This is a genomic window from Mycolicibacter terrae, assembly GCF_010727125.1.
Taxonomy (GTDB): Bacteria; Actinomycetota; Actinomycetes; order Mycobacteriales; family Mycobacteriaceae; genus Mycobacterium; species Mycobacterium terrae.
This window is the reverse complement of record NZ_AP022564.1, coordinates 222,356-248,426: the sequence shown is the minus strand read 5'-3', so window position 1 is coordinate 248,426 and position 26,071 is coordinate 222,356. Positions and strand designations below refer to the sequence as shown.

Annotated in this window: 23 protein-coding genes and 1 tRNA gene; 10 read left to right on the top strand and 14 right to left on the bottom strand. The window is 70.0% G+C overall.

The window, feature by feature from the left end:
* The first annotated feature begins 26 nt into the window (after positions 1-26).
* From G6N23_RS01230 to G6N23_RS01220, 3 genes are all read left to right on the top strand, one after another.
* A complete protein-coding gene (locus G6N23_RS01230; RefSeq protein WP_085261402.1) occupies positions 27-788 on the top strand; it encodes a response regulator transcription factor in 762 nt (253 codons plus the stop codon).
* A complete protein-coding gene (locus G6N23_RS01225) occupies positions 785-2,338 on the top strand; it encodes a sensor histidine kinase (protein WP_085261401.1) in 1,554 nt (517 codons plus the stop codon). The genes G6N23_RS01230 and G6N23_RS01225 overlap by 4 nt, the downstream gene beginning before the upstream one ends.
* A gap of 264 nt (positions 2,339-2,602) precedes the next feature.
* Positions 2,603-3,658, top strand: a complete 1,056-nt coding sequence (locus G6N23_RS01220) for an IS110 family RNA-guided transposase (protein ID WP_095174049.1) — start codon at positions 2,603-2,605, stop codon at positions 3,656-3,658.
* A 37-nt stretch (positions 3,659-3,695) separates the two neighbouring features.
* Here G6N23_RS01220 and G6N23_RS01215 read toward each other — a convergent pair.
* Positions 3,696-3,771, bottom strand: a tRNA-Thr gene (locus G6N23_RS01215).
* A 29-nt stretch (positions 3,772-3,800) separates the two neighbouring features.
* Positions 3,801-5,024 carry a DNA polymerase III subunit delta' gene (locus tag G6N23_RS01210; protein ID WP_173675088.1) on the bottom strand — a complete coding sequence of 408 codons (1,224 nt, stop codon included), beginning with the start codon at positions 5,022-5,024 and terminating at the stop codon, positions 3,801-3,803.
* A gap of 18 nt (positions 5,025-5,042) precedes the next feature.
* On the opposite strand from G6N23_RS01210, the gene G6N23_RS01205 reads away from it, so the two are divergent.
* Complete coding sequence (locus tag G6N23_RS01205) at positions 5,043-6,713, top strand: adenylate/guanylate cyclase domain-containing protein (RefSeq protein WP_095174051.1); 1,671 nt, start codon at positions 5,043-5,045, stop codon at positions 6,711-6,713.
* Between the two features lies 1 nt (position 6,714).
* Here G6N23_RS01205 and topA read toward each other — a convergent pair whose 3' ends face one another.
* The 3 genes from topA to G6N23_RS01190 all read right to left on the bottom strand — a co-directional run bounded on the left by topA (position 6,715) and on the right by G6N23_RS01190 (position 10,554).
* Positions 6,715-9,492 (bottom strand): type I DNA topoisomerase, encoded by a 2,778-nt coding sequence (gene topA, locus G6N23_RS01200; RefSeq protein ID WP_085260311.1) that lies wholly within the window; start codon positions 9,490-9,492, stop codon positions 6,715-6,717.
* 114 nt (positions 9,493-9,606) lie between these two features.
* Complete coding sequence (locus tag G6N23_RS01195; protein WP_085260312.1) at positions 9,607-10,218, bottom strand: hypothetical protein; 612 nt, start codon at positions 10,216-10,218, stop codon at positions 9,607-9,609.
* Positions 10,219-10,350: 132 nt separating this feature from the next.
* Positions 10,351-10,554 (bottom strand): cold-shock protein, encoded by a 204-nt coding sequence (locus G6N23_RS01190; RefSeq protein ID WP_005138711.1) that lies wholly within the window; start codon positions 10,552-10,554, stop codon positions 10,351-10,353.
* 330 nt (positions 10,555-10,884) lie between these two features.
* On the opposite strand from G6N23_RS01190, the gene G6N23_RS01185 reads away from it, so the two are divergent.
* Entirely contained in the window at positions 10,885-13,236 is a 2,352-nt protein-coding gene (locus G6N23_RS01185) for a DNA 3'-5' helicase SftH (protein WP_234808563.1), read from the top strand.
* A 319-nt stretch (positions 13,237-13,555) separates the two neighbouring features.
* Entirely contained in the window at positions 13,556-14,587 is a 1,032-nt protein-coding gene (locus tag G6N23_RS01180) for a PAS domain-containing protein (protein ID WP_085260314.1), read from the top strand.
* A gap of 8 nt (positions 14,588-14,595) precedes the next feature.
* On the opposite strand, the gene G6N23_RS21745 is transcribed toward G6N23_RS01180, so the two are convergent.
* The 7 genes from G6N23_RS21745 to ssd all read right to left on the bottom strand — a co-directional run bounded on the left by G6N23_RS21745 (position 14,596) and on the right by ssd (position 19,211).
* Entirely contained in the window at positions 14,596-14,898 is a 303-nt protein-coding gene (locus G6N23_RS21745; RefSeq protein WP_234808558.1) for an Rv3654c family TadE-like protein, read from the bottom strand.
* A 31-nt stretch (positions 14,899-14,929) separates the two neighbouring features.
* Positions 14,930-15,277, bottom strand: coding sequence for a TadE family type IV pilus minor pilin (locus G6N23_RS21740; protein WP_234808559.1), 348 nt, complete (start codon positions 15,275-15,277; stop codon positions 14,930-14,932).
* A gap of 6 nt (positions 15,278-15,283) precedes the next feature.
* A complete protein-coding gene (locus G6N23_RS01170) occupies positions 15,284-15,499 on the bottom strand; it encodes a DUF4244 domain-containing protein (RefSeq protein WP_085260355.1) in 216 nt (71 codons plus the stop codon).
* A 70-nt stretch (positions 15,500-15,569) separates the two neighbouring features.
* Positions 15,570-16,145: a type II secretion system F family protein gene (locus tag G6N23_RS01165; protein WP_179961148.1), complete on the bottom strand. Its 576-nt coding sequence runs from the start codon at positions 16,143-16,145 to the stop codon at positions 15,570-15,572.
* Complete coding sequence (locus tag G6N23_RS01160; protein WP_085260316.1) at positions 16,142-16,942, bottom strand: type II secretion system F family protein; 801 nt, start codon at positions 16,940-16,942, stop codon at positions 16,142-16,144. Before G6N23_RS01160 ends, G6N23_RS01165 begins: the two co-directional genes overlap by 4 nt.
* Positions 16,939-18,123, bottom strand: a complete 1,185-nt coding sequence (locus tag G6N23_RS01155; RefSeq protein WP_085260317.1) for a TadA family conjugal transfer-associated ATPase — start codon at positions 18,121-18,123, stop codon at positions 16,939-16,941. Before G6N23_RS01155 ends, G6N23_RS01160 begins: the two co-directional genes overlap by 4 nt.
* On the bottom strand, positions 18,120-19,211 hold the full coding sequence (gene ssd, locus G6N23_RS01150) for a septum site-determining protein Ssd (RefSeq protein ID WP_085260318.1): 1,092 nt from the start codon (positions 19,209-19,211) through the stop codon (positions 18,120-18,122). Before ssd ends, G6N23_RS01155 begins: the two co-directional genes overlap by 4 nt.
* 419 nt (positions 19,212-19,630) lie before the next feature.
* Between ssd and G6N23_RS01145 the strand changes: the two genes are divergently transcribed.
* Entirely contained in the window at positions 19,631-20,488 is an 858-nt protein-coding gene (locus G6N23_RS01145) for an HAD-IB family hydrolase (protein WP_085260319.1), read from the top strand.
* Between the two features lie 417 nt (positions 20,489-20,905).
* Here the strand turns inward: G6N23_RS01145 and G6N23_RS01140 are convergent, their stop codons facing one another.
* Positions 20,906-21,652 carry a Fic family protein gene (locus G6N23_RS01140; RefSeq protein ID WP_085260320.1) on the bottom strand — a complete coding sequence of 249 codons (747 nt, stop codon included), beginning with the start codon at positions 21,650-21,652 and terminating at the stop codon, positions 20,906-20,908.
* A gap of 39 nt (positions 21,653-21,691) precedes the next feature.
* Between G6N23_RS01140 and acs the strand changes: the two genes are divergently transcribed.
* Positions 21,692-23,656, top strand: a complete 1,965-nt coding sequence (gene acs, locus G6N23_RS01135; protein WP_085260321.1) for an acetate--CoA ligase — start codon at positions 21,692-21,694, stop codon at positions 23,654-23,656.
* On the opposite strand, the gene G6N23_RS01130 is transcribed toward acs, so the two are convergent.
* Positions 23,653-24,369, bottom strand: a complete 717-nt coding sequence (locus tag G6N23_RS01130; RefSeq protein WP_179961147.1) for a chymotrypsin family serine protease — start codon at positions 24,367-24,369, stop codon at positions 23,653-23,655. The two genes, acs and G6N23_RS01130, sit on opposite strands and share 4 nt — an antisense overlap.
* A 158-nt stretch (positions 24,370-24,527) precedes the next feature.
* Here G6N23_RS01130 and G6N23_RS01125 point away from each other — a divergent pair, with 158 nt between their 5' ends.
* Both G6N23_RS01125 and G6N23_RS01120 read left to right on the top strand, forming a co-directional pair.
* Positions 24,528-25,094, top strand: a complete 567-nt coding sequence (locus G6N23_RS01125; protein ID WP_085260322.1) for a phage holin family protein — start codon at positions 24,528-24,530, stop codon at positions 25,092-25,094.
* Entirely contained in the window at positions 25,094-26,062 is a 969-nt protein-coding gene (locus tag G6N23_RS01120; RefSeq protein WP_085260323.1) for an alpha/beta fold hydrolase, read from the top strand. Before G6N23_RS01125 ends, G6N23_RS01120 begins: the two co-directional genes overlap by 1 nt.
* The last annotated feature ends 9 nt before the right edge of the window (positions 26,063-26,071 follow it).

Genomic DNA, 26,071 nt, shown 5'->3' with positions numbered 1-26,071 from the left:
CGAGGCCGGGTGGACAATGATGATCGATGTCGGGTAACACGGAGCATCGGAGTCCGCGCAAAGCGATCCTCGGGCAACTGCCGCGGATCAATCGGCCCGACGGATCACCGATCCGGGTCCTGCTGGTCGACGACGAGCCGGCCCTGACCAATCTGGTGACGATGGCCCTGCACTACGAGGGGTGGGTCGTCGACGTGGCCCACAACGGGCGCGACGCGGTTACCAAATTCCACAGCGGCGAACCCGATCTGCTGGTTCTCGACATCATGTTGCCCGATGTCGACGGGTTGCAGATTCTGCGGCGGGTCCGTGAATCCGACGCCTACATCCCGACGCTGTTCCTCACCGCCCGCGACTCGGTCACCGACCGGGTCACCGGTCTGACCTCGGGCGCCGACGACTACATGACCAAGCCGTTCAGCCTCGAGGAGTTAGTCGCGCGGCTGCGCGGACTGCTGCGCCGTTCCGCCCAGTTGACGCCACCGGTCGACGAGGTGCTCACCGTCGGGGACCTGACGCTCGACGGCGCCAGCCGGCAGGTCAGCCATGGCGGCATTCCGGTGTCGCTGTCCACGACCGAGTTCGAGTTGCTGCGGTTTTTGATGCGCAATCCCGGCCGGGCGCTGCCTCGCGCGGAAATCCTGGACCGGGTGTGGAATTACGATTTCGCCGGCCGCACCAGCATCGTCGACCTCTACATCTCCTATCTGCGCAAGAAGATCGACGTCGACCCCCCGATGATCCATACCGTGCGGGGGGTGGGTTACATGCTGAAGCCACCGCAATGACGCACTCGGCCAACTTATCTCGGCGGCCGCGGGCGCTGCGCCGGCAGTTGGTGCTCGGGGTGTCCACCGTGGTGACGGTGGCGTTCGTGGCCGTCGGCGTGGTGTCGGTGCTGAGCCTGCGCAGCTACGTCACCGCGACCAGCGACGCCGATGTGTCCGAGTCGCTCAACGCGTTCAGCCATTCGTTTGCCAAGTATCGCCGCGTCGAGAACTCCATCGGTCCCGACGGCATGTCGACCATCGGACGGGCCTTGCTCGGTTTCAGCGATCAGACCCCGGGCAATGTGCTGGCGGTGCTGCGCGACGGCAAGGTGGTCGGCTCGGCGGTGTTCACCGAGGAGGAACCCTATCCGGCTCCGGCCGACGTGGTGGCCGCCATCGACAAGCACCATTGGCACAACGGACCCCCACAGACGATGGAATTGGGCAGCCTGGGCACCTACCGGGTGGAGACCCGCGTCGTCGACGACGACGACATGTTGTTCATCGGCGGGTCACTGAACCTGGCGAACCGCACCATTGCCCGCCGAATGGCCGCTGCCGCAGCGCTTTACACGGTGGCGTTGCTGATCACCGCCGGGCTGACGATCACGGTGGTCAGCTACGCGTTGCGCCCGCTGCGGCGAGTCGCCGCCACCGCCGCCTCGGTGGCGGCGATGCCACTCACCGACAGCGACGAACGCATCACCATCCGGGTGGCCGACGACGACGTCGACCCCGACCACGAGGTCGGTATCGTCGCCGGCGCCTTGAATCGCCTGCTGGACAACGTCGATAGCGCTCTGGCTTACCGAAGCGATGCCGACCGGCGGATGCGGCAGTTCATCACCGATGCCAGTCACGAGCTGCGCACACCGCTGGCGGCGATCCAGGGCTACGCCGAGCTGACCCGGCAGGACAGTTCCACGCTGCCGCCGACCACCGAATACGCGTTGGCCCGCATCGAATCCGAGGCGCAGCGGATGGCGTCGCTGGTCGAAGAGCTGCTGCTGCTGTCGCGGCTCAGCGAAGGCCAGGACCTGCAGGTCGAAGACGTCGACCTGGCCGACCTGGTGCTGGACGCGGTCAACGACGCCGCGGCCGCCGCACCGAGTCACCACTGGGTCAAGGTCCTGCCGGACACCTCGGTGTGGGTCCGCGGTGACCGCGCCCGGCTGCACCAGGTCGTCACCAACCTGTTGAAGAACGCCTGGGTGCACACACCGCCCGGGGTGACCGTGACGACCGCCATCGCCGAGGACCGTTCCGGGGTGGGCGGACCGGTGGCGGAGTTGACGGTGGCCAACGACGGGCCCGGGATCGACCCCGACATGGTGCCGCACCTGTTCGAGCGGTTCGTCCGCGCGGACAAGGCCCGCTCGGGCGAGCTGGGCAGCACCGGGCTGGGGCTGGCGATCGTCGCCTCGATCGTCAGCGCGCACCGCGGCTCGGTGGGCGCGGAATCGGCCGACGGGGCCACGGTGTTTCGGGTTCGGCTGCCGATGGTGGAGCCGAACCTGGCGCCCTCGCCGGCGACAGCACCCGGCGAGCGTGCGCAGAATGCCGGCTAGAGCCGCGTGTCGCCGTGCAGACACGCACTCAGTGTCAGGGTGGTGATCGCCGCGTTGCGGTGGTTGGGTTCTTCGCACCTGGTGTTTGGCTCAGACACGCACTGTCGCCCGCGAGGTCGACCAGCGAGCATTCTGCCGGCACCAGGTGGGAAGGACCGACCGGCGTGACTTGATAGGAGCGTGGCACCGCCCCCGACTGAGATGTGTCCGCCGGCCGGCCCAACCTTCCTTGCATCCCCGTCGAGATGAAAGAAGGCACCGTCCATGGTGGTCATTGGGACCGATGTACACAAGCGCACCCACACTTTCGTCGCCGTCGACGAAGTGGGCCGCAAAATTGCAGACAAAGCCGTACCCGCAACCACAGAGGGCCACCTGGCAGCGTTGGCCTGGGCCAAGACCACCCTCGGCGACGACCTGTTGTGGGGTATCGAGGACTGCCGCAACCTGTCGGCCCGCCTCGAACGTGACCTGCTGTCCACCGGCCAAAAGGTCGTGCGGGTGGCACCCAAACTAATGGCTCACGAACGCGCGGGCGCCCGCACCCGAGGCAAGTCCGATCCCATAGATGCCTTGGCAGTGGCACGGGCGGTGTTGCGCCACCCTGACCTGCCGGTGGCCGGCCACGACGAGGTGTCGCGGGAATTGAAGTTACTGGTCGACCGCCGCGAAGACCTTGTGGCACAACGCACAGCAACGATCAACCGGTTCCTGGGCCGGATCCATGAACTCGACCCCGCTCAGTCGCCCAAGAAGGGATCGTTGGATCGCGCAAAGACCCAGATCGCGCTGGCCGCCTGGCTGGCCACCGTCGACGGCCTACTGGCTGAGTTGGCCACCGACGAACTCGGCGACATCATCCGACTGACCATGACGATCACTGCGCTGACCCAACGCATCACCGACACGGTGCAGGCGGTAGCACCGAACCTGCTCGCACTTGTCGGCTGCGGCCCGTTGACCGCCGCCAAACTCGTCGGCGAAACCGCCGGCATCACCCGCTTCAAAAGCGAAGCCGCGTTCGCCTGCCACAGCGGCACCGCCCCCATCCCCGCCTGGTCCGGCCACACCGCCGGCCGAGTCCGCCTCAACCGATCCGGTAACCGACAACTCAACGCCGCTTTGTACCGCATCGCGATCACGCAAGCCCGCCTCACTGACAGCCCCGGCCAGATCTACTACCGCAAACGACTCGCCCAAGGAGACTCCACCAAAGAAGCTCTCCGCTGCCTCAAACGACGACTCACCCGCGTCGTCTACAACCACCTCCACGCCGACGAGAAATCACGACACCCCACACCCCACGCCGCCGCTACTTGACATAGGAGCAATGCTCGCGAGAGTTGGGGTGGGGGTGTGGAGCCGCCTAGGAGAATCGAACTCCTGACCTATTCATTACGAGTGAATCGCTCTACCGACTGAGCTAAGGCGGCCTGCCCGGCGCTTCCGGGACCAGCCGAGTTTACAGGTCGTCCCGCAGCGCCTGACCGATGGTGGCGACCATGGCGCCGACGGCGAACCGGGGTTTCACGTTCGCGGCCAGCGCGTCGCGGCATTCGAGCACCGCCTCGATGCAGCGCAACAGCGCCTCCGCCGACGCATGCGCGGCCATCGCCGCCACCGCGTCGGTCATGTCCGGGTGACTGGGCCGGGCGGTGCCGACGCCCGATGCGGCCAGCAAAGCGTCCCGGAAATAGGTGGCGAGGTCGATCAGGGCCCGGTCCAGCGCGTCGCGCGAGGCCCTGGTCTGGCGCGACTTCTGCCGCCGCTCCAGATCCTTGATCACCCCGGCGGTGCCACGCAGCGTCCCCGCGGTGCCCTTGCCGGTGCCGCCGGCGCCCAGCGCGGTGCGCAGCTCCTCGGTCTCGACCTCGGCCCGCCCGGCGGTCAGCTCCCTGGCCTCGGACTCCGCGGCGGCCACCAACTCGTCGACCGCGGCGAACGCCCGCGACGGGGTGGCCGCATCGCGGGCCAGCGCCAGCGCCCGCTGACGCCGCTGGCGGGCCTCCGGATCGGTGGCCAGCCGCCGGGCCCGGCCCACGTGGCCCCCGCTGACCGCCGCCGCCCAGGCAGCCGTCTCGGCGTCGAGGCCGTCGGTGTCGACCAGCACCTGGGCGATCGCCGCAGGCGCCGGGGTCACCAGCGCCACGTGCCGGCACCGCGACCGCAGGGTGATGGCGATGTCCTCCGGGTCGACCGAGGGGGCACACAGCAGGAACACCGTCGACGGCGGCGGTTCCTCGACGACCTTGAGCAGGGCGTTGGCCGCCCCCTCGGTGAGCCGGTCGGCGTCCTCGATCACCACGATCTGCCACCGGCCGGTCCCGGGCCGCCGGGAGGCGACCTGCACGATGGCCCGCATCTCGTCGACGCCGATGGACAACCCTTCCGGCACCACCCGCCGCACATCGGCGTGCGTGCCGGCCATCGTGGTGGTGCAGGCCCGGCACCCTCCACAGCCCGGCCCGCCCTCGGCGTCGTCGGCGGTGCACTGCAGCGCCGCCGCGAAGCACAGTGCCGCGATCGATCGGCCCGAACCGGGCGGCCCGGTGATCAGCCAGGCGTGCGACATACCGCCTGCGGTCACCGCGCTGTGAGCGGAATCACGCCGGGCTGACCGGGCCGCCGCCAACAGCTCGGCCTCCACCGCCTGCTGGCCCACCAACCGTGCGAAAACCCCGGACATCATCGGTCACAGTAGCGGCTGGCCGGGACATTCGGACTCCGGCTTCGCCGCCCCGCCGGATACGGTGTCCTGGTGAGTACCAGGACCCTGCCGGGGCGGATCAACCGATTCGTCCGGTGGGTGGTGCGCACTCCGTGGCCGGTGTTCACCCTGAGCCTGTTGCAGGCCGACATCATCGGCTCGCTGTTCGTGTTCGGCTTCCTGCGGTTCGGGCTGCCGACCGAGGACCGGATCAACCTCCAGGACCTGCCGCGCACCAACCTGGTGATCTTCGCCGTCACCTTGTTGTTTCTGTTCGTTTTCGGCTTCTCGGTGAGCACCGCGTTGCTGATGCCGGTGTTCCGCTGGCAACGCCGCGAAGCCCTGCTCACCGATCCCGACGCCGACACCGACCCCGCCGACACCGAACTGGCCCGGTCCCGGGCGCTGCGAATGCCCTTCTACCGCTCGCTGATCAGCATCAGCTACTGGACGGTGGGCGGGGTGGTATTCGTCATCGTCAGCTGGCCGGTGGCCCACGACGTCGTGCCGGTGGTGGTCACCGCCACCGCTCTGGGCGCGGCCGCCACCGCGATCATCGGCTACCTGCAGTCCGAGCGGGTGCTGCGGCCGGTAGCCGTCGCGGCACTGCGCGGTGGGGCGCCGGAGAACCTGCGGGCACCCGGTGTCATCCTGCGTCAGCTGCTGACGTGGCTGCTGTCGACCGGGGTGCCGCTGCTGGCGATCGTGCTGTCGGTGCTGGCCGCCAAGACCTCACTGCTCAACGCCTCGGCGGACAAGCTGTTCACCCCGATCCTGTTCATGGCGCTGGCTGCGCTGGTCATCGGGCTGGCCGGCACCGCGCTGGTGTCGATGTCGATCGCCGACCCGCTGCGCCAGCTGCGCTGGGCGCTCGGGGAGGTGCAACGCGGCAACTACAACGCGCACATGCAGATCTACGACGCCAGCGAACTCGGCCTGCTGCAGGCCGGGTTCAACGACATGGTGCGTGATCTGGCCGAGCGGCAGCGACTTCGCGACCTGTTCGGGCGCTACGTCGGTGAGGATGTGGCCCGGCGGGCGCTGGAGCGCGGCACCGAGCTGGGTGGCCAGGAACGCGATGTCGCGGTGCTCTTCATCGACCTGGTGGGCTCCACCCGGCTGGCCTCGACGCGACCGCCCAGCGAGGTGGTGAACCTGCTCAACGAATTCTTCCGGGTGGTGGTCGAGGCCGTCGGGCGGCACGGCGGTTTCGTCAACAAGTTCCAGGGTGACGCCGCGCTGGCGATCTTCGGCGCGCCGATCGAGCACCCGGATGCCTCGAGCGCGGCGCTGGCAGCGGCCCGGGAACTGCACGACGGGCTGCTGCCGGTGCTCGAGTCGGAGGAGTTCGGCATCGGTGTCTCCGCCGGGCGGGCCATCGCCGGGCACATCGGCGCCCGGGCCCGCTTCGAGTACACCGTGATCGGCGACCCGGTCAACGAGGCCGCCCGTTTGACGGAGCTGGCCAAGCTGGAGGAGGGCCACGTGCTGGCTTCGGCGGTCGCGGTCAGCGGCGCCGTCGACTCCGAGGCATTGTGCTGGGAGGTCGGCGAGATCGTCGAGCTGCGTGGCCGCGCCGTGCCCACTCAGCTGGCGCGGCCGTTGAATCTTGCCGTGGTCGAAGCGATCCCGGCCCAGGACGCCGAGACCTCGGCCGCGGCGGACTGACTCAGCGTTTGGCGGCCTTTTTCGCCGGCGCCTTGCGGGTGGTCTTCTTGGCGGCCCGTTTCACCGGCCCCTTGGCCCGGCGGTCGGCGAGCAGCTCCGCAGCGCGCTCATCGGTGATCGAAGCCACCTCGTCACCCTTGCGCAGGCTGGCGTTGGTCTCACCGTCGGTCACGTACGGCCCGAACCTGCCGTCCTTGATCACCATCGGCTTGCCGGTCGCCGGGTCGGCGCCCAGTTCGCGCAGCGGCGGTGCCGAAGCCGCTTGGCGGCCACGGCGTTTCGGCTCGGCGTAGATCTTGAGCGCTTCCTCGAGGGTGATGTCGAAGATCTGTTCCTCGCCTGCCAGCGATCGAGAATCGGTGCCGCGCTTCAGATACGGGCCGTAGCGGCCATTCTGCGCGGTGATCTCCTCACCGGACCCCGGGTCGACACCGACCACCCGCGGCAACGACAACAGCTTCAGCGCGTCCTCGAGGGTCACCGTCTGCAGATCCATGCTGCGCAGCAATGACCCGGTGCGCGGCTTGGGACCGGTCGGCTTTTTGCCCTTCTTTGCCACCGCGCCCGACTCGTCGTCCGGCGGGGGCGGCAGAACCTCGGTGACATACGGGCCGTAGCGGCCGTCCTTGGCGACGATCTCATGCCCGGTGGCCGGGTCGACGCCGAGCGAGCGGCCCTCCTGCGGGGTGGCGAAGCGTTCCTCGGCCAGCGCCAGGGTCAGCTCGTCCGGCGGCAGCGAGTCATCCAGGTTGGCCCGCTGCGGCGTCGGCTCGCCGTCGTCGCCGGTGACCATGCGCTCCAGGTAAGGCCCGTTCTTGCCGACCCGGACATACACCGGCCGGCCCTGCTCGTCGTCGAACAGGTTGATCGAGTTGATCTCGCGGGCGTCGATGCCCTCCAGGTTGACACCGACCAGCTTCTTGAGGCCCCCGGCGCGGGCGATCGAGTCCTCCACCCCGTAGTCGCCGCCGAAGTAGAAGTTGTGCAGCCAGTCGGTGCGGCGCTGCCGGCCGGCGGCGATCGCGTCGAGCTCGTCTTCCATCGCCGCGGTGAAGTCGTAGTCGACCAGCCGGCGGAAGTGCTGTTCGAGCAGCCCGATGACGGCGAACGCGACCCAGGATGGGACCAGCGCGCTGCCCTTCTTGTAGACGTAGCCGCGGTCCTGGATGGTCTTGATGATCGACGAGTAGGTCGAGGGCCGCCCGATACCCAATTCCTCGAGCGCCTTGACCAGCGAGGCCTCGGTGTAGCGGGCCGGCGGGTTGGTGGAATGCCCGTCCGGGGTCAGTTCGGTGGCGTCCACCCGCTGGCCCTGGCTCAATTGCGGCAGCCGGCTCTCGGCGTCGTCGGCTTCACCGCCGGCCAGCTCGTCGACGGTCTCCACGTAAGCCTTGAGGAACCCGGCGAAGGTGATGGTGCGGCCGCTGGCGGCGAACGTCACTTCTTGAGCCCCGGACTGTCCACCGATCCGCAGGCTCAGCGTGGTGCCGCGCGCATCGGCCATCTGCGAGGCCACCGTGCGCTGCCAGATCAGCTCGTAGAGGCGGAACTCGTCGCTGCCCAGCTCGTTGCGCACCGCGTCGGGAGTGGCGAACGTCTCGCCGGCCGGCCGGATCGCCTCGTGGGCCTCCTGGGCGTTCTTGACCTTGCGGGTGTACTGCCGCGGCGACGGCGAGACGTACTCCTCGCCGTAGAGCTGACGGGCCTGGGTGCGCGCGGCATCGATGGCGCTGGCCGACAGCGTCGTCGAGTCGGTACGCATGTAGGTGATGTAGCCGTTCTCGTAGAGCCGCTGGGCGATGCTCATCGTCCGTTCGGCGGAGAACCGCAGTTTGCGGCCGGCTTCCTGCTGCAACGTCGAGGTCATGAACGGCGCGTAGGGCCGCCGGGTGTAGGGCTTCTCCTCCACCGAGGTCACCGATAGTGACGCCCCGCGCAACCCGGCCGCGAGCGCGGTGGCTGCGGCCTCGTCGAGCACGGTGACTTCGGCCGGTTTCTTCAATGCCCCCAGCGAGTCGAAGTCGCGGCCGCTGGCCACCCGCTGCTCGTCGACGGCGACCAGTCGGGCGGTGAAGGTGGGCGGGGACGCGGTCGGGTCGGAGACGCTGGCGTCCAGTTGGGCGACCACGTCCCAGTAGGAGGCGCTGCGGAACGCCATCCGCTCGCGTTCGCGCTGCACGATGATGCGGGTGGCCACCGATTGGACCCGGCCCGCCGACAGCTTCGGGGCGACCTTCTTCCACAGCACGGGGCTGACCTCGTAGCCGTAGAGCCGGTCCAGGACGCGTCGGGTCTCCTGGGCGTCCACCAGGTCGATGTCGAGGTCACGGGGGTTCTCGGCGGCATTGCGGATCGCCGGTTCGGTGATCTCGTGGAAGACCATCCGCTTGACCGGGATACGCGGCTTGAGGGTCTCCAGCAGGTGCCAGGCGATGGCCTCGCCCTCCCGGTCACCATCGGTGGCCAGATAGAGCTCGTCGACGTCTTTGAGCAGGCCCTTGAGCTCGGTGACCGTGCTCTTCTTGTCCGGACTGACGATATAGAGCGGCTCGAAATCGGCGTCGACGTTGACACCCAGGCGTGCCCACGGTTCGGTCTTGTACTTCGCCGGCACGTCCGCGGCGTTGCGCGGCAGATCCCGGATGTGCCCGCGGGAGGACTCCACGACGTAGTTACTGCCCAGGTAACCGGCAATTTTCCGTGCCTTCGTGGGCGACTCGACAATGACGAGTCGCCGCACAGGTGAATTTGTGCCGCCGTTGCGGCCGGGGTCAGCCAACTGCGCTTACGCTCCACTTCTGTCCGCACCTGCAGGCCGCGCCGCCGGTGGACAACTGACAATCTCGCACTCACGGCCATGCCGACGCAAACCGGCGTACAGCGCAGAATTGTCTCAAAGGTGACGCAGATGGCCCGGCATCGGCGCCTCGACACGCGGCCACTGGGCCAACGCCTCGGGATCAGGCGGGGATTCCCCGACGTTTTCCACCAGCCGCGAGAGCCTGCGTCGACCGGTGATCCGCAACGCGGGCCTGGTGCCGCGGGTGCCGATCAAGGTGGGTGCTATCCCTACCCGCATCATGGCCGAGGCCAGCGGCGCGAAGGTGTCCGGTGCGTGCGGGTCCAGCCCGAGCAGGTACCGGTCGGCCTCCGCGGCGCCGGACGCCAGCGTCCATGCCCGCAGAACGCGCGGGCCCGGCAGCCACTGCGGCGGCACGGTCTTCACCGCTCCGCGGGTCCAGGCATCAGCGAGCACACGCAGCCGGGAATCCACCGCGGTCCGCACCAGCGGGGTGTCCTCCTCGGTGCGGGTGATCTCGGGCAGCAGACCGGCCTCGCTGATCAGCTCGGCCAGGGCCACCGCCCGCCACTGCGCATCGACCACGACCGACAGTCGCGCGCCGCCGGCCGCCACGACGATCTGTCCCGGGCCAGCCAGCACCCCGGTGAGGTCGGCGACGCTGGGCGGTACCGACTCTGCCGAAAAGAAGGAAAGCTGGCTCACGTCACCGACAGTAAGCCGCTCCGGCATTCGGCGGCGTCGGGATCGGCCCAACCGGTCCGACCCACCCGAAACGAAACCCCCCGGTTCTGCTCCGTTGGGGGGAGCTGCCCGGGGGGTGCCGAATCCAGTTGCTTAGACGGCGCGAACGCCCGTGGCCTGCGGGCCCTTGGGGCTCTGGCCGACCTCGAACTCCACGCGCTGGTTTTCCTCGAGGGTGCGAAAGCCGGACCCTTGGATTTCCGTGTAGTGGACAAACACGTCCGCTGACCCGTCTTCAGGCGCGATGAAGCCGAAGCCCTTCTCCGCGTTGAACCACTTCACAGTTCCCTGTGGCATTTGTCGATCTTTCCTTACTCTTCTTGCACCGGTGCATTGCACCGTTGTTCGGGGCACCGCCCTTCGCTGCCCCGGGCCTGTTCCGGCCGCCGTACCCTGGCGTTCGGGCGGTGCTTCCACCGACCCCTTCCCCGCGGGTACTGCGGCCGCAACCACAGATCCTGCGAAGGCTTGACACGAACACAGAAGCTACGACCGCCCATCAGTCAACCATGTTCAGCCCGCCGAGGACAGACTGCGGTGCCTAAATCACCGGTTGAAGGTTTGAGGCAGGGTGAACAATACGGCGTCGGACTTTCTATGCAGGCGATTAGGGGCGGGCCAGTGACGGTGAATTTCGGCGGTGAATTGCTGGCCGCCGCCCTCGCCGGCACCGAACCAGGCGAACATCCGCTGCGCCACGTCGCCGACCTGCCGGCATCGGAGGGGCAGGTGGGCGCCTGGCCGCGGTGGGCCGAACCCGACGTCATCGCCGCTTTCACCGGGCGCGGCATCGACGCGCCGTGGTCGCATCAGCTCGCTGCCGCCGAACTCGCCCACGCCGGGCGTCACGTGGTGATCAGCACCGGCACGGCATCGGGAAAATCACTGGCCTACCAGCTTCCGGTGCTGCACGCGCTGGCGGCCGATCCGCGCGCCCGGGCGTTGTACCTGTCACCGACCAAGGCGTTGGGCCATGACCAGCTGCGCACCGCGCACACCCTGACCGCGGCGGTTCCGCGGCTGGACGGCGCCGCGGGTATGGCCGGGGCGGTGGCCCCGACCGCCTATGACGGCGACAGCCCCGCCGAGCTGCGCCGGTTCGCCCGGGAGCGGTCGCGCTGGGTGTTCTCCAACCCGGACATGATCCATCTGTCGATGCTGCGCAACCATGCCCGCTGGGCGGTCTTCCTGCGGGGGCTGCGCTTCGTGATCGTCGACGAATGCCACTACTACCGGGGCATCTTCGGGTCCCATGTCGCGATGGTGCTGCGCCGGATGCTGCGGTTGTGTGCGCGCTACTCGTCGGGGCCGGGGCCGACGGTGATCTTCGCCAGTGCCACCACCGCCGAACCGGGCGCCAGCGCCTCGGCGTTGATCGGCCAGCCGGTCGCCGAGGTCACCCGGGACGGGTCACCGCACGGTGCCCGGACGGTGGCGTTGTGGGAGCCGGCCCTGCGCACCGACCTGACCGGGGAGAACGGCGCACCGGTGCGCCGCGCCGCCGGCACCGAGGCGGCCCGGGTGATGGCCGACCTGATCGCCGAGGGCGCGCGCACCCTGACGTTCGTCCGGTCCCGCCGCGGCGCCGAACTCACCGCGCTGTCAGCCCGCACCCGGCTGGAATCGGTCGCCCCGGCGCTGGTCGACAAGATCGCCTCCTACCGGGCTGGTTATCTGGCCGAGGACCGCCGCACCTTGGAACGCGCGCTGGCCGACGGCGAACTGTACGGCCTGGCGACCACCAACGCCCTGGAACTCGGGGTGGACATCGCCGGGCTGGACGCGGTGGTGATCGCCGGCTTCCCCGGCACGGTGACGTCGTTCTGGCAGCAGGCCGGGCGGTCGGGCCGGCGCGGGCAGACGGCGCTGATCGTGCTGATCGCCCGGGACGACCCGCTGGACAGCTACCTGGTGCATCATCCCGCGGCGCTGCTGGACAAACCGATCGAGCAGGTGGTGATCGACCCGGCCAATCCCTATGTGCTGGGGCCTCAGCTGCTGTGTGCGGCCGCCGAACTGCCGCTGACGATCAGCGAGGTGCGCCGGCTCGGCGCCGAGCAGGTCGCCGAGGACCTGGTCGACGACGGGCTGCTGCGCCGGCGGTCCGAGAAGTACTTCCCGGCACCCGGGCTCGACCCCCATCCGGCGGTGGACATCCGGGGGTCGGCCGGTGGGCAGGTGGTGATCCTCGAAGCCGACACCGGCCGACTGCTGGGCAGCGTCGACGCCGGCCGGGCGCCGGCCACCTTGCACACCGGGGCGGTGTATCTGCACCAGAGCGAGAGTTACCTGGTCGACTCGCTGGACACCGAGCGTCAGATCGCCTTCGTGCACGCCGAGGATCCCGGCTACGCGACGTTCGCACGGGAGATCACCGACATCTCCGTGACCGGTGACGGTGAGCGCGCGTTCTGCGGGCCGGTCAGCCTCGGCCTGCTGCCGGTCACGGTGACCCGCCAGATTGTCGGCTACCTGCGCCGACTGCCCACCGGCGAGGTGCTGGACTTCATCGAGCTGGACCTGCCGCCGGCGACGCTGCCGACCACCGCGGTGGTCTACACCGTCACCGCCGAGGCGCTGGCGGATTGCGGTATCGCCGAGCCGCGGATCCCCGGGTCGCTGCACGCCGCCGAGCACGCGGCGATCGGGCTGCTGCCGTTGGTGGCCAGCTGCGATCGCGGTGACATCGGCGGCCTGTCGACCGCGCTGGGGCCCGGCGCACTCGGCGGGCTGCCCAGCGTGTTCGTCTACGACGGCCATCCGGGCGGCGCCGGGTTCGCCGAACGCGGATTCCGCGCGGCATCCACCTGGTTGGCGGCCACTGCGGCGGCGATCGAGTCCTGCGAATGCCCGCACGGCTGCCCGTCGTGTGTGCAATCACCCAAGTGCGGAAACGGCAATGAGCCCTTGGACAAGGACGGCGCGGTGCGGGCACTGCGTTTGGTGCTCGGCGAGCTGAACGGTGCCGGTCTGCGCTAGGGGATCGCCGGCGGCAGGGGCGCAGGCGACTGCGGGAGTCGGCCGACCCCCCGAACGGCCGACTCCCCGAGCCGCTGGCCCCGCGGACTTGCCGTGGCAGATGCGCCACGCCCAAGCGCCGACGGAGCGGCAAGACGAACGGTCGAAAAAGCGAGCCGTTCCCAAACCCGGTAACAAGCCGGATGCGGCCGTAAGTTACCGGCTGTAACGGAGCAGCGCAACTCGAAAACCAATCAGGCTACCTGTGGTCAGCCGGCGAAACGGGTTAAACGGCTGCTTTGGTGCTGGTAATGAACCGTTGGCCGTAAAATCCCAGGTTATGGCGCACGACTGGTTGCTGGTGGAGACACTCGGCGATGAACCGGCCGTCGTCGCACAGGGACGCCAGGTGAAGAATCTGGTGCCGATCGCCCAGTTCCTGCGTCGTAGCCCGCACCTGGCCGCGATCCAGACCGCGATCGCCGAATCGATGCGAACCGGGCAGAGCCTGGTCAGCATCACCCCGAAGCGCGATCGGGTGATCCGCACCGAGCCGGTGGTGATGTCCGACGGCCGCGTGCACGGCGTGCACGTCTGGAGCGGGCCGACCGATGTCGAGCCACCCGAGCGCCCCACCCCCGGCCCGCTGAAATGGGACCTGACGCTGGGGGTCGCCACCGACACCAAGGAATCCCTGGCCAACGGCGGCAAGGATCCCGAAGTGGAGGCCACCCACGGTCGGGCCTTCGCCGAGGAGATGCCCAGCCGGGACTTCAGCCCGAACGAGAACAAGGTGCTGGCGTTGGCCATTCGAGCCGAGCCCGGCCAGACCATCTGCAGCAGTTGGGATATCGCCGATTTCCGCGGCGAGACCATCCGGGTGGGCTTCGTGGCGCGTACCGCCTGGGAGTCCGATCCCATCAGCGGGCGTGACCACCTGGTGTCGCGGGGCATGAACTGGCGCGGGCAACTCGACGGCACCGTGCAACGTCCCGATTTTTTGGCGCAGCAGATCCTGCACGGGCTGGCCCAGCCCGGTGTGCACCGGGCCATGGTGGACCTGGCCGACTGGCGATTGCTGAAGTGGCTGGATGACCCGTGCCCGTTCTACGACTGGCGCGGCACGGTGGACGCGCCACGGGTTCATCCCGACGACGAAGCCCTGATCACCCGGATGACAACCGATTTCACCCAGGGTCCGACCACCGGGGTGCTGCGGCTGCGCCAGGCCGACGGCGGCTGGGAGCCGGTGCATGTGACGGTGAACCGGGTGGAGCTCGAAGCGGGCACCTACGCCGGTTTGATCGCGCTGCGGCTGCCCACCGCACGGGATCTGGCCGACGCCGGACTGGATCCAGCCGGCGCGTCCTAGCCGTCGCATCAACTCGGGCCGGCCGGCCCGGCTCGGGCCGTCGCTCGGGCCGGACCGATTCGCCAGCCGGGCACGGCGACCGCGACGGTGATCACCACGTCGAGTCCGTCTACCGCACAGTCGCTTTCGTCGGCTCCCATGCGCGCGGCCAGCCGCTGCGCTTGGGCGCAGGCCATTTCCGGCCCGGCGGGGATTTGGGCCGCACCGGCCAGGGCGGCAAGGTCGGCGGCCGCCTGCGCCCGGTGCCGGGCGATGACCGCCGCGCCGAGCAGGACGCCGCCGCCGGTGAGGCTCAGCAACACCGCGACCATCGCGGCGGCGGCAACGGTGGCCGCGCCGGCATCACCGGGAAGGCTCCGCGGCCGACACCGCCTCGGCAGCGATAGCCAGCCCGGGCAGCAGAGCCGGCCGGACGGTGACCGTCGCGACCACGAACGCGCCGTCGGAGCGCAGCTGGATCGCGGCGCCGGCGGGCGCGATCCGCCGCACCACGGCCGTGGCCGCCGGGGTGTCGCCGCGCGCAGCCAGCCGGGCGGCCTCCCGGGCGGCGTCGAGGCAGCGGACCTGCGCGGACACCGCGCTGATCCCGGCCAGACACAACACCAGCACCGAGACCAGGGCCGCCAGCGCGAACGCCGCCTCGACGGTGCTGGCGCCGGTGTCGCCGCCAAGCCGGCCATGACCGGTCAACGCCCGTCAGACCTTGGTGTTCAGCGCACGCCCGATGACCCGGTTCAGCGCCGAGACGATCGAATCGCCGGTGACGACGGTGTAGAGGATCGCGCCGAAGGCGGCAGCAGCAATCGTGCCGATCGCGTATTCGACCGTCGACATTCCGGACTCATCGGACGCCAGCAATACCAGCCTGAGCTGGATGACGCGAAATATGTTGCGCGCCTGGGATACCTGCATTCCCACGGAAACCTCCTTCATCTATCACCCGGTGTGGGTTCTCGCGGCTCTTCCGCGAAGCATCGGCTGGTCACAGCAGCCCCGACCGCAGCACGTCGCCAGCCAGCCCGGCGACCACCGGCACGATGCCCAGGCAGACGAAAGCCGGCAGAAAGCACACCCCGAGCGGCCCGGCGATCAGCACTCCGGCGCGCTCCGCGGCGGCCGTTGCCGCGTGTGCCGCCTCCTCGCGGCAGTGCGCCGCGAGCTCGGCGAGTCCGGTCGCCAGCGCCGCGCCGGAGGAACCCGACCGCCGGGCCAGTCGGAGCACTGCGATCGCCGACGGGTCGAGGGCACGGTCCTTCGGCGCCGACCAGGCGATACCCGGGTCGGCGCCCAGGGCCAACAGGTCCGCACCGCGGCGCAGCGCGCCCGCCAGCTGCGGCGGCGCAGACCGGGCGGTAGCGGCAGCCGCAGCCGAGACCGGCATTCCCGCGGTCAGGCACAGCGCGAACACGTCGAGGCCGGCGGCCAGGGCCAGCGCATCGGTGCCCGGCACCGCCCGGTGACGCACCCCGGGTTCCGGCCGGGGCACCCCGGCCCGTGCCCGCACGGTCGACGGGGCTACCAGCATGGCCGCAGCCAGTAACACCGCGGCGGTGCTCACGGGGCGGCGCCCACACGGCTGGTGATCCGGTCCGACCACAGCAAGCCGGTGCAGACCAGGCTCACTCCGACCACGGACAGCACCCCGCCCGGCCCGTCGAGCAGAAACTCGACTGGGCGGGCGCCGATCAATTCACCCAGCAGCACTCCGAGCACCGGCAGGCAGCCCAGGATGGCCGCGGAGGCCCGCGCACCCGCCATACCGGCATCGGCTTGCGCTGAAAACCGTTGCCGGGCGCTGATATCGCGTTGAGCGGCCTGCATCAAGGTGGCCACCGCCAGGCCGTGCTCGCCACCGAGCTCCCAGTAGACCGCGAGGCGTTCCCAGTGCGAGGGCAGCGCCGAGGACTTGGCCGCATCACGCAGACCGGTCGCGACATCGGCGCCGAGCCGGGCCCGGGCGACCACGCCCCGCAGGCCGGCGGCCACCGAGCCGTGGCCGGTTTCGGCGGCGGCAACGGCGAAGGCCCGCACCGGGTGTGCGCCGATACGCAATTCACCGACCAGAACATCGAGCGCGGTCTCCAGGGCCCGTGCCTCCGCCACGGCACGCCGGCCCCGGCGACGACGGCGCTGGCGCAGCGCGGCCGTGGCACCCAACACCGCCGCGGCCAGGCAAGTACTCGCCGGCAGCATGATCGCGGCCAGCGCCCCGGCGCACCCTCCCAGCGGGCCGAGGGCACCCCACCGGTTGACCCGGTGACCGGTGCGGTCCGCCGGCCGCAGCCGGCGGAGCGGGGAGACGCCGAGCAGCGCCGCCGCGGCCAGCGCCAGCGCCGCGACCGCCGGGCCGGTCATGCCGGACTCCGATCACGTACCAAAGCGCGGAACTCGGTGACGTGCTCGCTCAGCCCCCGCTCGACCTGCCACACCGGCGCGGCGTGCACCACGCCGGAGGCGGTGCGGCGCAGCAGCGAGATGTCGGTGAGTCGGCGCCTGCCGCAGAGATCGCGGCCGACGTGTAACAGCACTTGTACGGCCGCGGCCAATTGGCTGTGCAGCCCGGCGCGGTCCAGCCCGCCGAGTGCGGCAAGCGCTTCGAGTCGGGCCGGAACCTCGGCCGGACTGTTGGCGTGCACGGTCCCCGCGCCGCCGTCGTGCCCGGTGTTCAGCGCGGCCAGTAGGTCGACCACCTCGGCGCCCCTGACCTCACCGACCACCAGCCGGTCCGGCCGCATCCGGAGCGCCTGCCGGACGAGATCGCGCAGGCCCACCTCGCCGGCGCCCTCGACGTTGGCCGCGCGGGCCACCAGCCTGACCAGATGCGGGTGGCGGGGCTGCAATTCGGGGGCGTCCTCGACGCAGACCAGACGCTCCCCGGCCCGCACTGCGCCCAGCATGGCCGCCAGCAGAGTGGTCTTCCCGGCGCCGGTGCCACCGGAGACCAGAAACGCCAGCCGAGCATCGATGATGTCGGCCAGCAGCGCCGCCGCCGGTGGCGCGATCGCACCGGCGGCGATCAACGCGGCGATGTCCTGGGTGGCCGGCCGCAGAACCCGCAGCGACAAACAGGTCCCGTCGGCGGCGACCGGCGGCAGTATCGCGTGCAGGCGCACGGTGAACTCACCGGTGCCGATAGCGTCGAGGTGGCCGTCGACCCACGGTTGGGCGTCGTCGAGCCGGCGTCCCGCGGCCACCGCGAGCCGTTGGGCCAGCCGGCGCACCGCCGCCTCGTCGGCGAACCGGATCTCCGTGCGCCGCAAGCCGTCTCCGTCGTCGACCCACACCGCGTCAGGGGCGGTGACCAGCACATCGGTGGTGCCCGCCGCGCACAACAACGGTTCCAGGATCCCGGCGCCGGTCAGCTCGGTCTGCAGCACCCGCAGGTTCGACAACATCTCGGTGTCGCCGAGCACCCCGCCGGATTCGGCCCGGATCGCCGCGGCCACCACTTGGGGACGCAACCTCGTGGGCTCCCGGGACTCCCACGACTCCGAGGCGAGCCTTTCCCGGACCCGCTCGATCAACGAATCCCTCATGCCGCCAGAGTCTTTCGCGCGGGCAACACGGCGAGAACCCGGTCGGCGGCCATCGCCAACGCGGATCGGCGGTGCAGACGCAAGCCCGAGTGTTCGAGCCGCTCGGCCAGCCGCGGTTCGGCCCGCAGCGTCGCCAGCAGCGGCAGCCCGATGATCTCGGCGACCTCGGCGGCGCGAAGTCCGCCCGGAGCCGGCCCGCGCGCCACCAGACCGACGTTGGGATTGGCCGCCTGCAGGCGCGGTGCGATCACGGCGCCGGCGGCACACGAACGCACATCGCACGGGCTGACGACGACGATGAGATCGGCTGCGCTGAGTGCGGTCTCGACGGGGTCGGTCAGGGCGCGGGGCAGGTCACAGACCACGGTGGACCCGCCGCGGCGGCCCGCATCCACCACGGCGTCGACGGTTGCGGCGTCGACGTCCCGAACCTCAGGGGTCTGCTGGGCCTCGAGGCCGCACCGGGCTCCGGAGAGCACACTGACGCCGTGCTTGCGGGGCAGCGCTTCGCGCAGTGCCGGCCAGGTCAGCCGCCCGCTTCGCGCGGTCAGATCGCACCAGCGGAGGCCGACGGTGTTCTCGGTGCCGGCCAGCAGGTCGATGCCGCCGCCCCAGCCGTCCAGGTCGACCAGCAGCGCGTCACCGGCGCGCTGCGCCAGCGCCGTGGCCAGCAGCGACGCGCCGGCTCCGCCACGGGCGCCGATCACCGCGATCACCTCGCCACGACGCCCGCCGTCGCGCACCGCGTCGGCCGCCTCGGCCAGCTCGGACACCAGCTCGTCGGCGTCGGCGGGCAGCGTCAGGACGCGCTGCGCCCCCACCGCGACGGCGACCTGCCAGCTGGCCGCGGTGGGCTGGGCTGCGGTGAGCACGATGACGTGCGCGCGGCGTGGCAGCCGGGCCGCGGCACAGGAGGCGGCGGCGGCCTCGTCGAGCACCGCCGCGGCGGCCGCCGTCCAGGCTTTGCGGGTCGGTATCGAGGCGCCGAGATGGATGACCCGTACCCCCACCGCCGCACCCACCCGGTCCAACTCGTCACGCAATCCGGGCTGAGTGACGAGGGCCAACAGGCCGGCGGCGGTGCTCACGCCCCCACCGTGGCGGCGCGATCGCAGCCGCGCCAGCCACTACGCGATGGATGTGGATGGAATCCGCGACTGTGGAAAACCGCCCGACAGCAGATCACCCGATTTCAAGTCGAATCGGATCATAATTCCGGTTTTGGAGCACGCTCGGGAAGGATTTCAGCCCGCCCCAGCGAATAATGACCGGTAAAAAAAGACGACCCCCGCCAGGGGGGGAGGAGGCGGAGGTCGTCGTGTATCAACCCCGGGGGGTCGGGCCGATACACCCTCAGCATAAGCCGAGTGATGCCACTATACACACGACTGGCCGGTCCGGCGCAAGTGTTGCCACCAAAAGCGGTCACTTCGTCGCCGCACGGCGCTGAAGTGCTCTTTCCGGCATAGCAGCGGGCCCGTCGACCCCTCGCCCCTATGCTGGAGCGGTGACCGCTTCCGACCCGGGCGCCCGTCCGCCGCAGTCGTTGCGATCGTCGGGGCAGCCGGGCAGCCGCACCCGCACCGCGGCCTTCCTGGACCTCGACCACACCGTGATCGCCAAGTCCAGCGCGCTGGCTTTCAGCAAACCTTTTATGGACCAGGGACTGATCAACCGCCGCACCGTGCTCAAGTCGAGTTACGCGCAGTTCCTCATGCTGTTGTCCGGAGCCGACCACGATCAGATGGAGCGGATGCGCACCCATCTGACCAACATGTGCACCGGCTGGAACGTCGAACAGGTCAAGGCGATCGTCAACGAGACGATTCACGACATCGTCACACCCCTGGTGTTCGCCGAGGCGGCTCAGCTGATCGCCGACCACAAGCTCTGTGGCCGCGACGTGGTGGTGGTCTCGGCCTCCGGTGAGGAGATCGTCGCGCCGATCGCCCGGGCATTGGGGGCCACTCACGCCATGGCGACTCGCATGGTCGTCGCCGACGGCAAGTACACCGGCGAGATCGCGTTCTACTGCTACGGGGAGGGCAAGGTGCAGGCCATCCGGGAGTTGGCCGCCCGGGAGGGCTACCCGCTGGAGCACTGCTACGCCTACTCGGACTCGATCACCGACCTGCCGATGCTGCAGGCGGTCGGCCACCCCTCGGCAGTGAACCCCGACCGGGCGCTGCGCAAGGAGGCGATCGCCAACGGCTGGCCGGTGCTCAACTTCTCGCGGCCGGTGTCGCTGCGCGACCGCATCTCCGCGCCGTCCGGGGCGGCGGTGGCCACCACCGCGGCGGTCGGCATCAGCGCCGTCGCGGCCGGCGCCCTGACCTACGCACTGCTGCGCCGACTGGCTTTCTGAGCGCCCAGCAAACACCGGCGGTCACAATCCGGTGACGTCATACGGGCCTTTCGCAATTGGGCCTTGCTGTGGCTTGCATCACGTAGTACAAAGGAAGCACGGAAGCCCGGCGAGGCCAGGGTCGACCCGGAAGAGAAGGATCGATCTCCCGAGCCGCACTTCCCAGTACGGATAGCGGTACCCACGCGGAGCCACAGCCGCGAAGATGGCAGAAGTGTTGCGGGCCTGCGTAATTGTGGAACGTGATCGGTGTCGACAGCCCTTTGGGTGGGGCAGCAGCCGAAGAACACCGCAAGAGCGCCGAGGCCACCCACGCAACCCACGTTGGACGCTTGGTAACCGTGTACCGTACTAGCGGGCGGCGAGCCGAATCTTTCGGAGCGCCGCCCGCTTCGTTTCGTCTCAGGGGCCGCCGAATCAGCGCTTGGCGCCCGCCTCAGCTATCCCCAGCGCATCCAGTGCGCCGGCGTGCATCGCGGCGCAGCAGCCCAGCAGCCACGCTGTCACACCCTCGGTGGAACCGCCGGCGAAATCCCGCGCCGCGCGGCGGTACTCGCCGGCCTTGCGCATCCAGGTCACCTCGGGCACCCCCAGCCCGTGCCGGTCCAGCCCGCTGGCGATCGTCACCAGCCGGGCCGCCGCGCGGGCGACCACGCCGTCGGCGCTGCCGAACGGCGCGAGCGTGAGCAGCTCGCCGTGCACCACCGCGGCGAACACCGGCGCCGGCACCGTGCTGCCCCCGGCGGCCAGGTCGGCCAGCATCTCCAGGCGCCGCCCGGTCTCCGCGCCGCCCACCGGGCGGCCCAGGTGGTCTTCGTCGACCAGATCGGCGGCGGCCAGCACGTGCAGCCGGGCCAGGGCCTGCAGCGGGGCCCGCCGCCACACCTCCACCAGGGAACTCTCCCCGCCCTCCAATGCCTGGGCCACCCGCAGGGCTCCGGCGAACACCGGATCGCTGGTCGCGCGCACGTCCACCGTGGTGGGGCCCCCGTCGAGCACCGATGACGCCCGGGCGGCCCGCAACGACGCCTCGGCGGCACTGACCGGCCAGCCCCGCACGTTGGTCTTGTGGCGATGGGCCCGCGCCAGTTCATCGCGGACCTTCTCGCTGGCCTCGGCGACACCGGGCAATTCGAGCAGCGGGGCCAGTGGGTCGGTGGTCACGGGCTGTGACACTACCGGCGGTTGATTAGGCTGCTGACCGTGAGCCGGAACCCTGACACCGCCCCCACCGATTCGCCGTCGTTGTACCCGCCCTCCCCCGAGTTCGCCGCCCGCGCCAATACCGGCGCCGAGGCCTACCGCGCGGCCGAGCACGACCGGCTCGCGTTCTGGGCCGAGCAGGCCAACCGCCTGCACTGGGACACGCCGTTCACCGAGGTGCTGGACTACTCGGCCGCGCCCTTCGCACGCTGGTTCGCCGACGGCAGGCTCAACGTCGCCTACAACTGCGTGGATCGCCACGTGGCGGCCGGCCACGGCGACCGGGTGGCGATCCACTGGGAGGGCGAGCCGGTCGGCGACGCCCGCACCATCACCTATGCGGAGTTACTCACCGAGGTGAGCCGGGCGGCCAATGCGCTGACCGGTCTCGGCCTGGTCGCCGGCGATCGGGTGGCGATCTATCTGCCGATGATCCCCGAGGCCATCGTCGCAATGCTCGCGTGTGCCCGGTTGGGTGTTCTGCACACCGTGGTGTTCGCCGGGTTCTCCGCGCACGCGCTGCGATCCCGCATCGACGATGCGCAGGCGAAGGTGGTGATCACCTCCGACGGGCAGTACCGGCGCGGGCAGGCCGCAGCGCTCAAGCCGGCGGTCGACGAGGCGGTCACCGGCGCCGAGTCGGTACAGCATGTGCTGGTGGTGCGCCGCACCGGTGGCGAGGTGGCGTGGTCGCCGGGGCGCGACCTGTGGTGGCATGACGTGGTCGACAGCGCGTCCGCGCAGCACACCCCGGAGGCGTTCGAGGCCGAGCAGCCGCTGTTTCTGCTCTACACCTCCGGCACCACGGGCAAGCCGAAAGGCATTGTGCACACCAGCGGCGGCTACCTGACCCAGGCCGCCTACACGCACTACTGCGTGTTCGATCTGCGGGCCGACTCCGACGTCTTCTGGTGCACAGCGGACATCGGCTGGGTCACCGGGCACACCTACGCGGTGTACGGGCCGCTGGCCAACGGCGCCACCGAGGTGATCTACGAGGGCACCCCGGACTACCCGGACCAGCACCGGCACTTCCAGATCATCGAAAAGTACGGTGTGACAATCTATTACACCGCCCCGACGCTGATTCGCACGTTCAAGAAATGGGGGCGCGAGATTCCCGACGCCCACAACCTGTCCAGCCTGCGACTACTGGGTTCGGTCGGTGAGCCGATCAACCCGGAGGCCTGGCGCTGGTATCGGCGGGTGATCGGGGCGGATGCGGTGCCGGTGGTCGACACCTGGTGGCAGACCGAGACCGGCGCGACGATGATCTGCCCGCTGCCCGGTGTGGCCGCGGCCAAGCCGGGTGCGGCGATGAGGCCGCTGCCCGGGATCTCCGCGCGCATCGTCGACGACCACGGCGATCTGGTCTCGCCCAATGACGCTGCCGGCGAACCGGTGTCGGGATATCTGGTGATCGATCAGCCGTGGCCGTCGATGGCCCGCGGAATCTGGGGTGATGAGCAGCGCTTCATCGACACCTACTGGTCGCGGTTCGCTGAGCAGGGCTGGTATTTCGCCGGCGACGGCGCGCGCTACGACGCCGACGGCGACATCTGGGTGCTGGGCCGGATCGACGACGTGATGAACGTGTCCGGGCATCGCATCTCCACCGCGGAGGTGGAGTCCGCGCTGGTCGGTCACGCCGCGGTGGCCGAGGCGGCGGTGGTCGGGGCCCTGGATGAGCAGACCGGCCAACGGATCTGCGCGTTCGTGGTACTGGCGTCGTCCCACACCGAGGTCGGTGGCGCGATCGTCGACGAACTGCGCGAACGTGTCACGGTGGAGATCTCGCCGATCGCACGCCCCCGCAACGTGCACCTGGTGCCCGAACTGCCCAAGACCCGCAGCGGCAAGATCATGCGGCGGCTGCTGCGCGACATCGCCGACGGACGCGAACTCGGCGACACCTCAACTCTGGTGGACCCCAGCGTGTTCGACGCGATCCGGGCCGCGGATTAAGCGACCGGGACGAAACCCGCACCCGGCCGGTCGTTGGCGCTGAGATCACCGAGGACGGCGTTGATCGAGACCACCACCGCCGGGGTGTGCAACGGGATGTACTTGACCACGCAGGTGGGCAGCGCCTCACTGAACGCCCCGTGAATCATGCCGACCAGCATGTTGTTCACCACGACGGGTCCGCCGGAATCGCCCGGGCGACCGCACACCTGCATCACGATGGTGCCCGGGTCCTGGCCCGGCCCCCAGGTGACACCGCAGGAGTTGCCGGTGGTGCGGCCCTGTTTGCAGGCGATCTGGCCGAAGGACGGGTCCGGTCCGATGCCGGCGATGACGAAGCCGCCGAAGTTGGACACCGGCGTCACCTTGTCGGGGTCGAATTCGATCACCGCGTAGTCCAAACCGTCGTTGCCGGCCACCATGCGGCCGATCATGCCGTTGGACTCCGACCCCTCGGCGGCGACTTCCGCGCCGGGACCGCCGCAGTGCGCCGAGGTGAAGCCGATCAGCGCACCGGTGTTGTCGTGGCCGATTGCTGTCAAGGTGCACATGGTGTCGCCGTCGACGACGATGCCGGCTCCGCCGCCCATCACCACTTTGGTGTCGGCGGTGACCCGTGGGGCCGGTGCGGCGAGTGTGGCCAGGGCGGCGCAGACCGCACCCGTCAGCAGCATCGCCGCAGCGCGCAGCAACCAGCGGCGTGCGATGTGCACAGCGGTTCTCCCGTCCGATCAGCTCCACCCCCGGTGGGGATGAAACAGCTTATCGCGAGGCCCGCCCAATCCGGCCGCAGCTTTACCGGGGGCGCTCCTCGGCGCCGCTGCCGCATGGCAACATTAAGCCGCGACGACAGCGAACGGGAGGACAGCCAGTGAGCAAGGCCGATCGCAGGAACGCAAAACGCGCCTCGAACAGACCAGCGAGGACGGATCGCAACGGGGTGCCCAACACCCTGGCGACCATCCCTCTGGCCGATCCGCACGCACTGCCCGCCGACCCGTCGCTGGGGGATCTGGTCAAGGACGCGACGGCGCAGATGTCGACGCTGGTCCGAGCGGAGGTCGAACTCGCCCGCGCCGAGATCACCCGTGACGTCAAGAAGGGCCTGACCGGCAGCGTGTTCTTCATCGCGGCCCTGGTCGTGCTGTTCTATTCCACCTTCTTTTTCTTCTTCTTCCTCGCCCAGGTGCTCGACATCTGGCTGCAGGACTGGGCCGCTTACCTGATCGTCTTCGGCACCATGCTGACGGTGGCCACGGCCTTGGCGCTGTTGGGCTACCTGCGGGTGCGTCGTATCCGGGGACCGCGCCAGACCATCGAATCGGTGCGCGAGACGCGTGACGCGCTGCGCCCCGACCCGGATCGCCTGCACTCGTCGGGGCCGCACGCGCTGAGCGCGCAGGACGGCAAATCGACCACCGATCCCTCGGGCTGGTAGTGCCGCCACCGGATCCGTCGATCACCCGTATCGACGGGCCGTGGCGACATCGGGACATCCACGCCAACGGCATTCGCTTCCATGTCGTCGAGGCGACAGCGGCCGATGCGGGCGTGGCCGACGGCCCGCCGACGGCACGGCCGCTGGTGATGCTGCTGCACGGGTTCGGCTCCTTCTGGTGGACCTGGCGCCACCAGTTGCGCGGGCTGACCGGCGTCCGGGTCGTGGCGGTCGACCTGCGCGGTTACGGGGGCAGCGACAAGCCTCCCCGCGGCTACGACGGCTGGACCCTGGCCGGCGACACCGCCGGGCTGATCCGCGCCCTGGGGCACTCCTCGGCGATCCTGGTCGGCCACGCCGACGGGGGCCTGGTGTGCTGGGCGACCGCGCTGCTGCACCCCCGGCTGGTGCGCGGCATCGCCGTGGTCAGCTCGCCGCACCCGGCGGCGCTGCGGCACTCGGCGCTGACCCGCACCGATCAAGGCCGCGCGCTGCTGCCATGGTTGCTGCGCTATCAGATCCCGTTCTGGCCGGAGCGCACTCTGACCCGCCGCGACGGCGCGGAGATCGAACACCTGGTGCGCAACAGAGCCGGGGCGAATTGGCAGGCGGGCGAGGACTTCTCCGAAACCATCGGCCACCTGCGTACCGCGATCCAGATCCCGTCGGCGGCTCATTCCGCCCTGGAGTACCAACGTTGGGCGGTGCGCAGCCAACTGCGCTCCGAGGGCCGACGGTTCATGAAAGCGCTGGATCTACGCACACTGACGATCCCGCTGCTGCACGTTCGCGGCGCGGACGACCCCTACGTGCTCGCGGATCCGGTCGAGCGGACCCGGCGTTACGCACCGCACGGGAAGTACGTGTCCCTGCCCGGCGTGGGACATTTCGCCCACGAGGAAGCACCCGATGAGGTGAACGCAGAGCTGACGCGGTTCCTGGGGGGCCTCGCCGGGAGACCGGCTTAGCGGCGATCG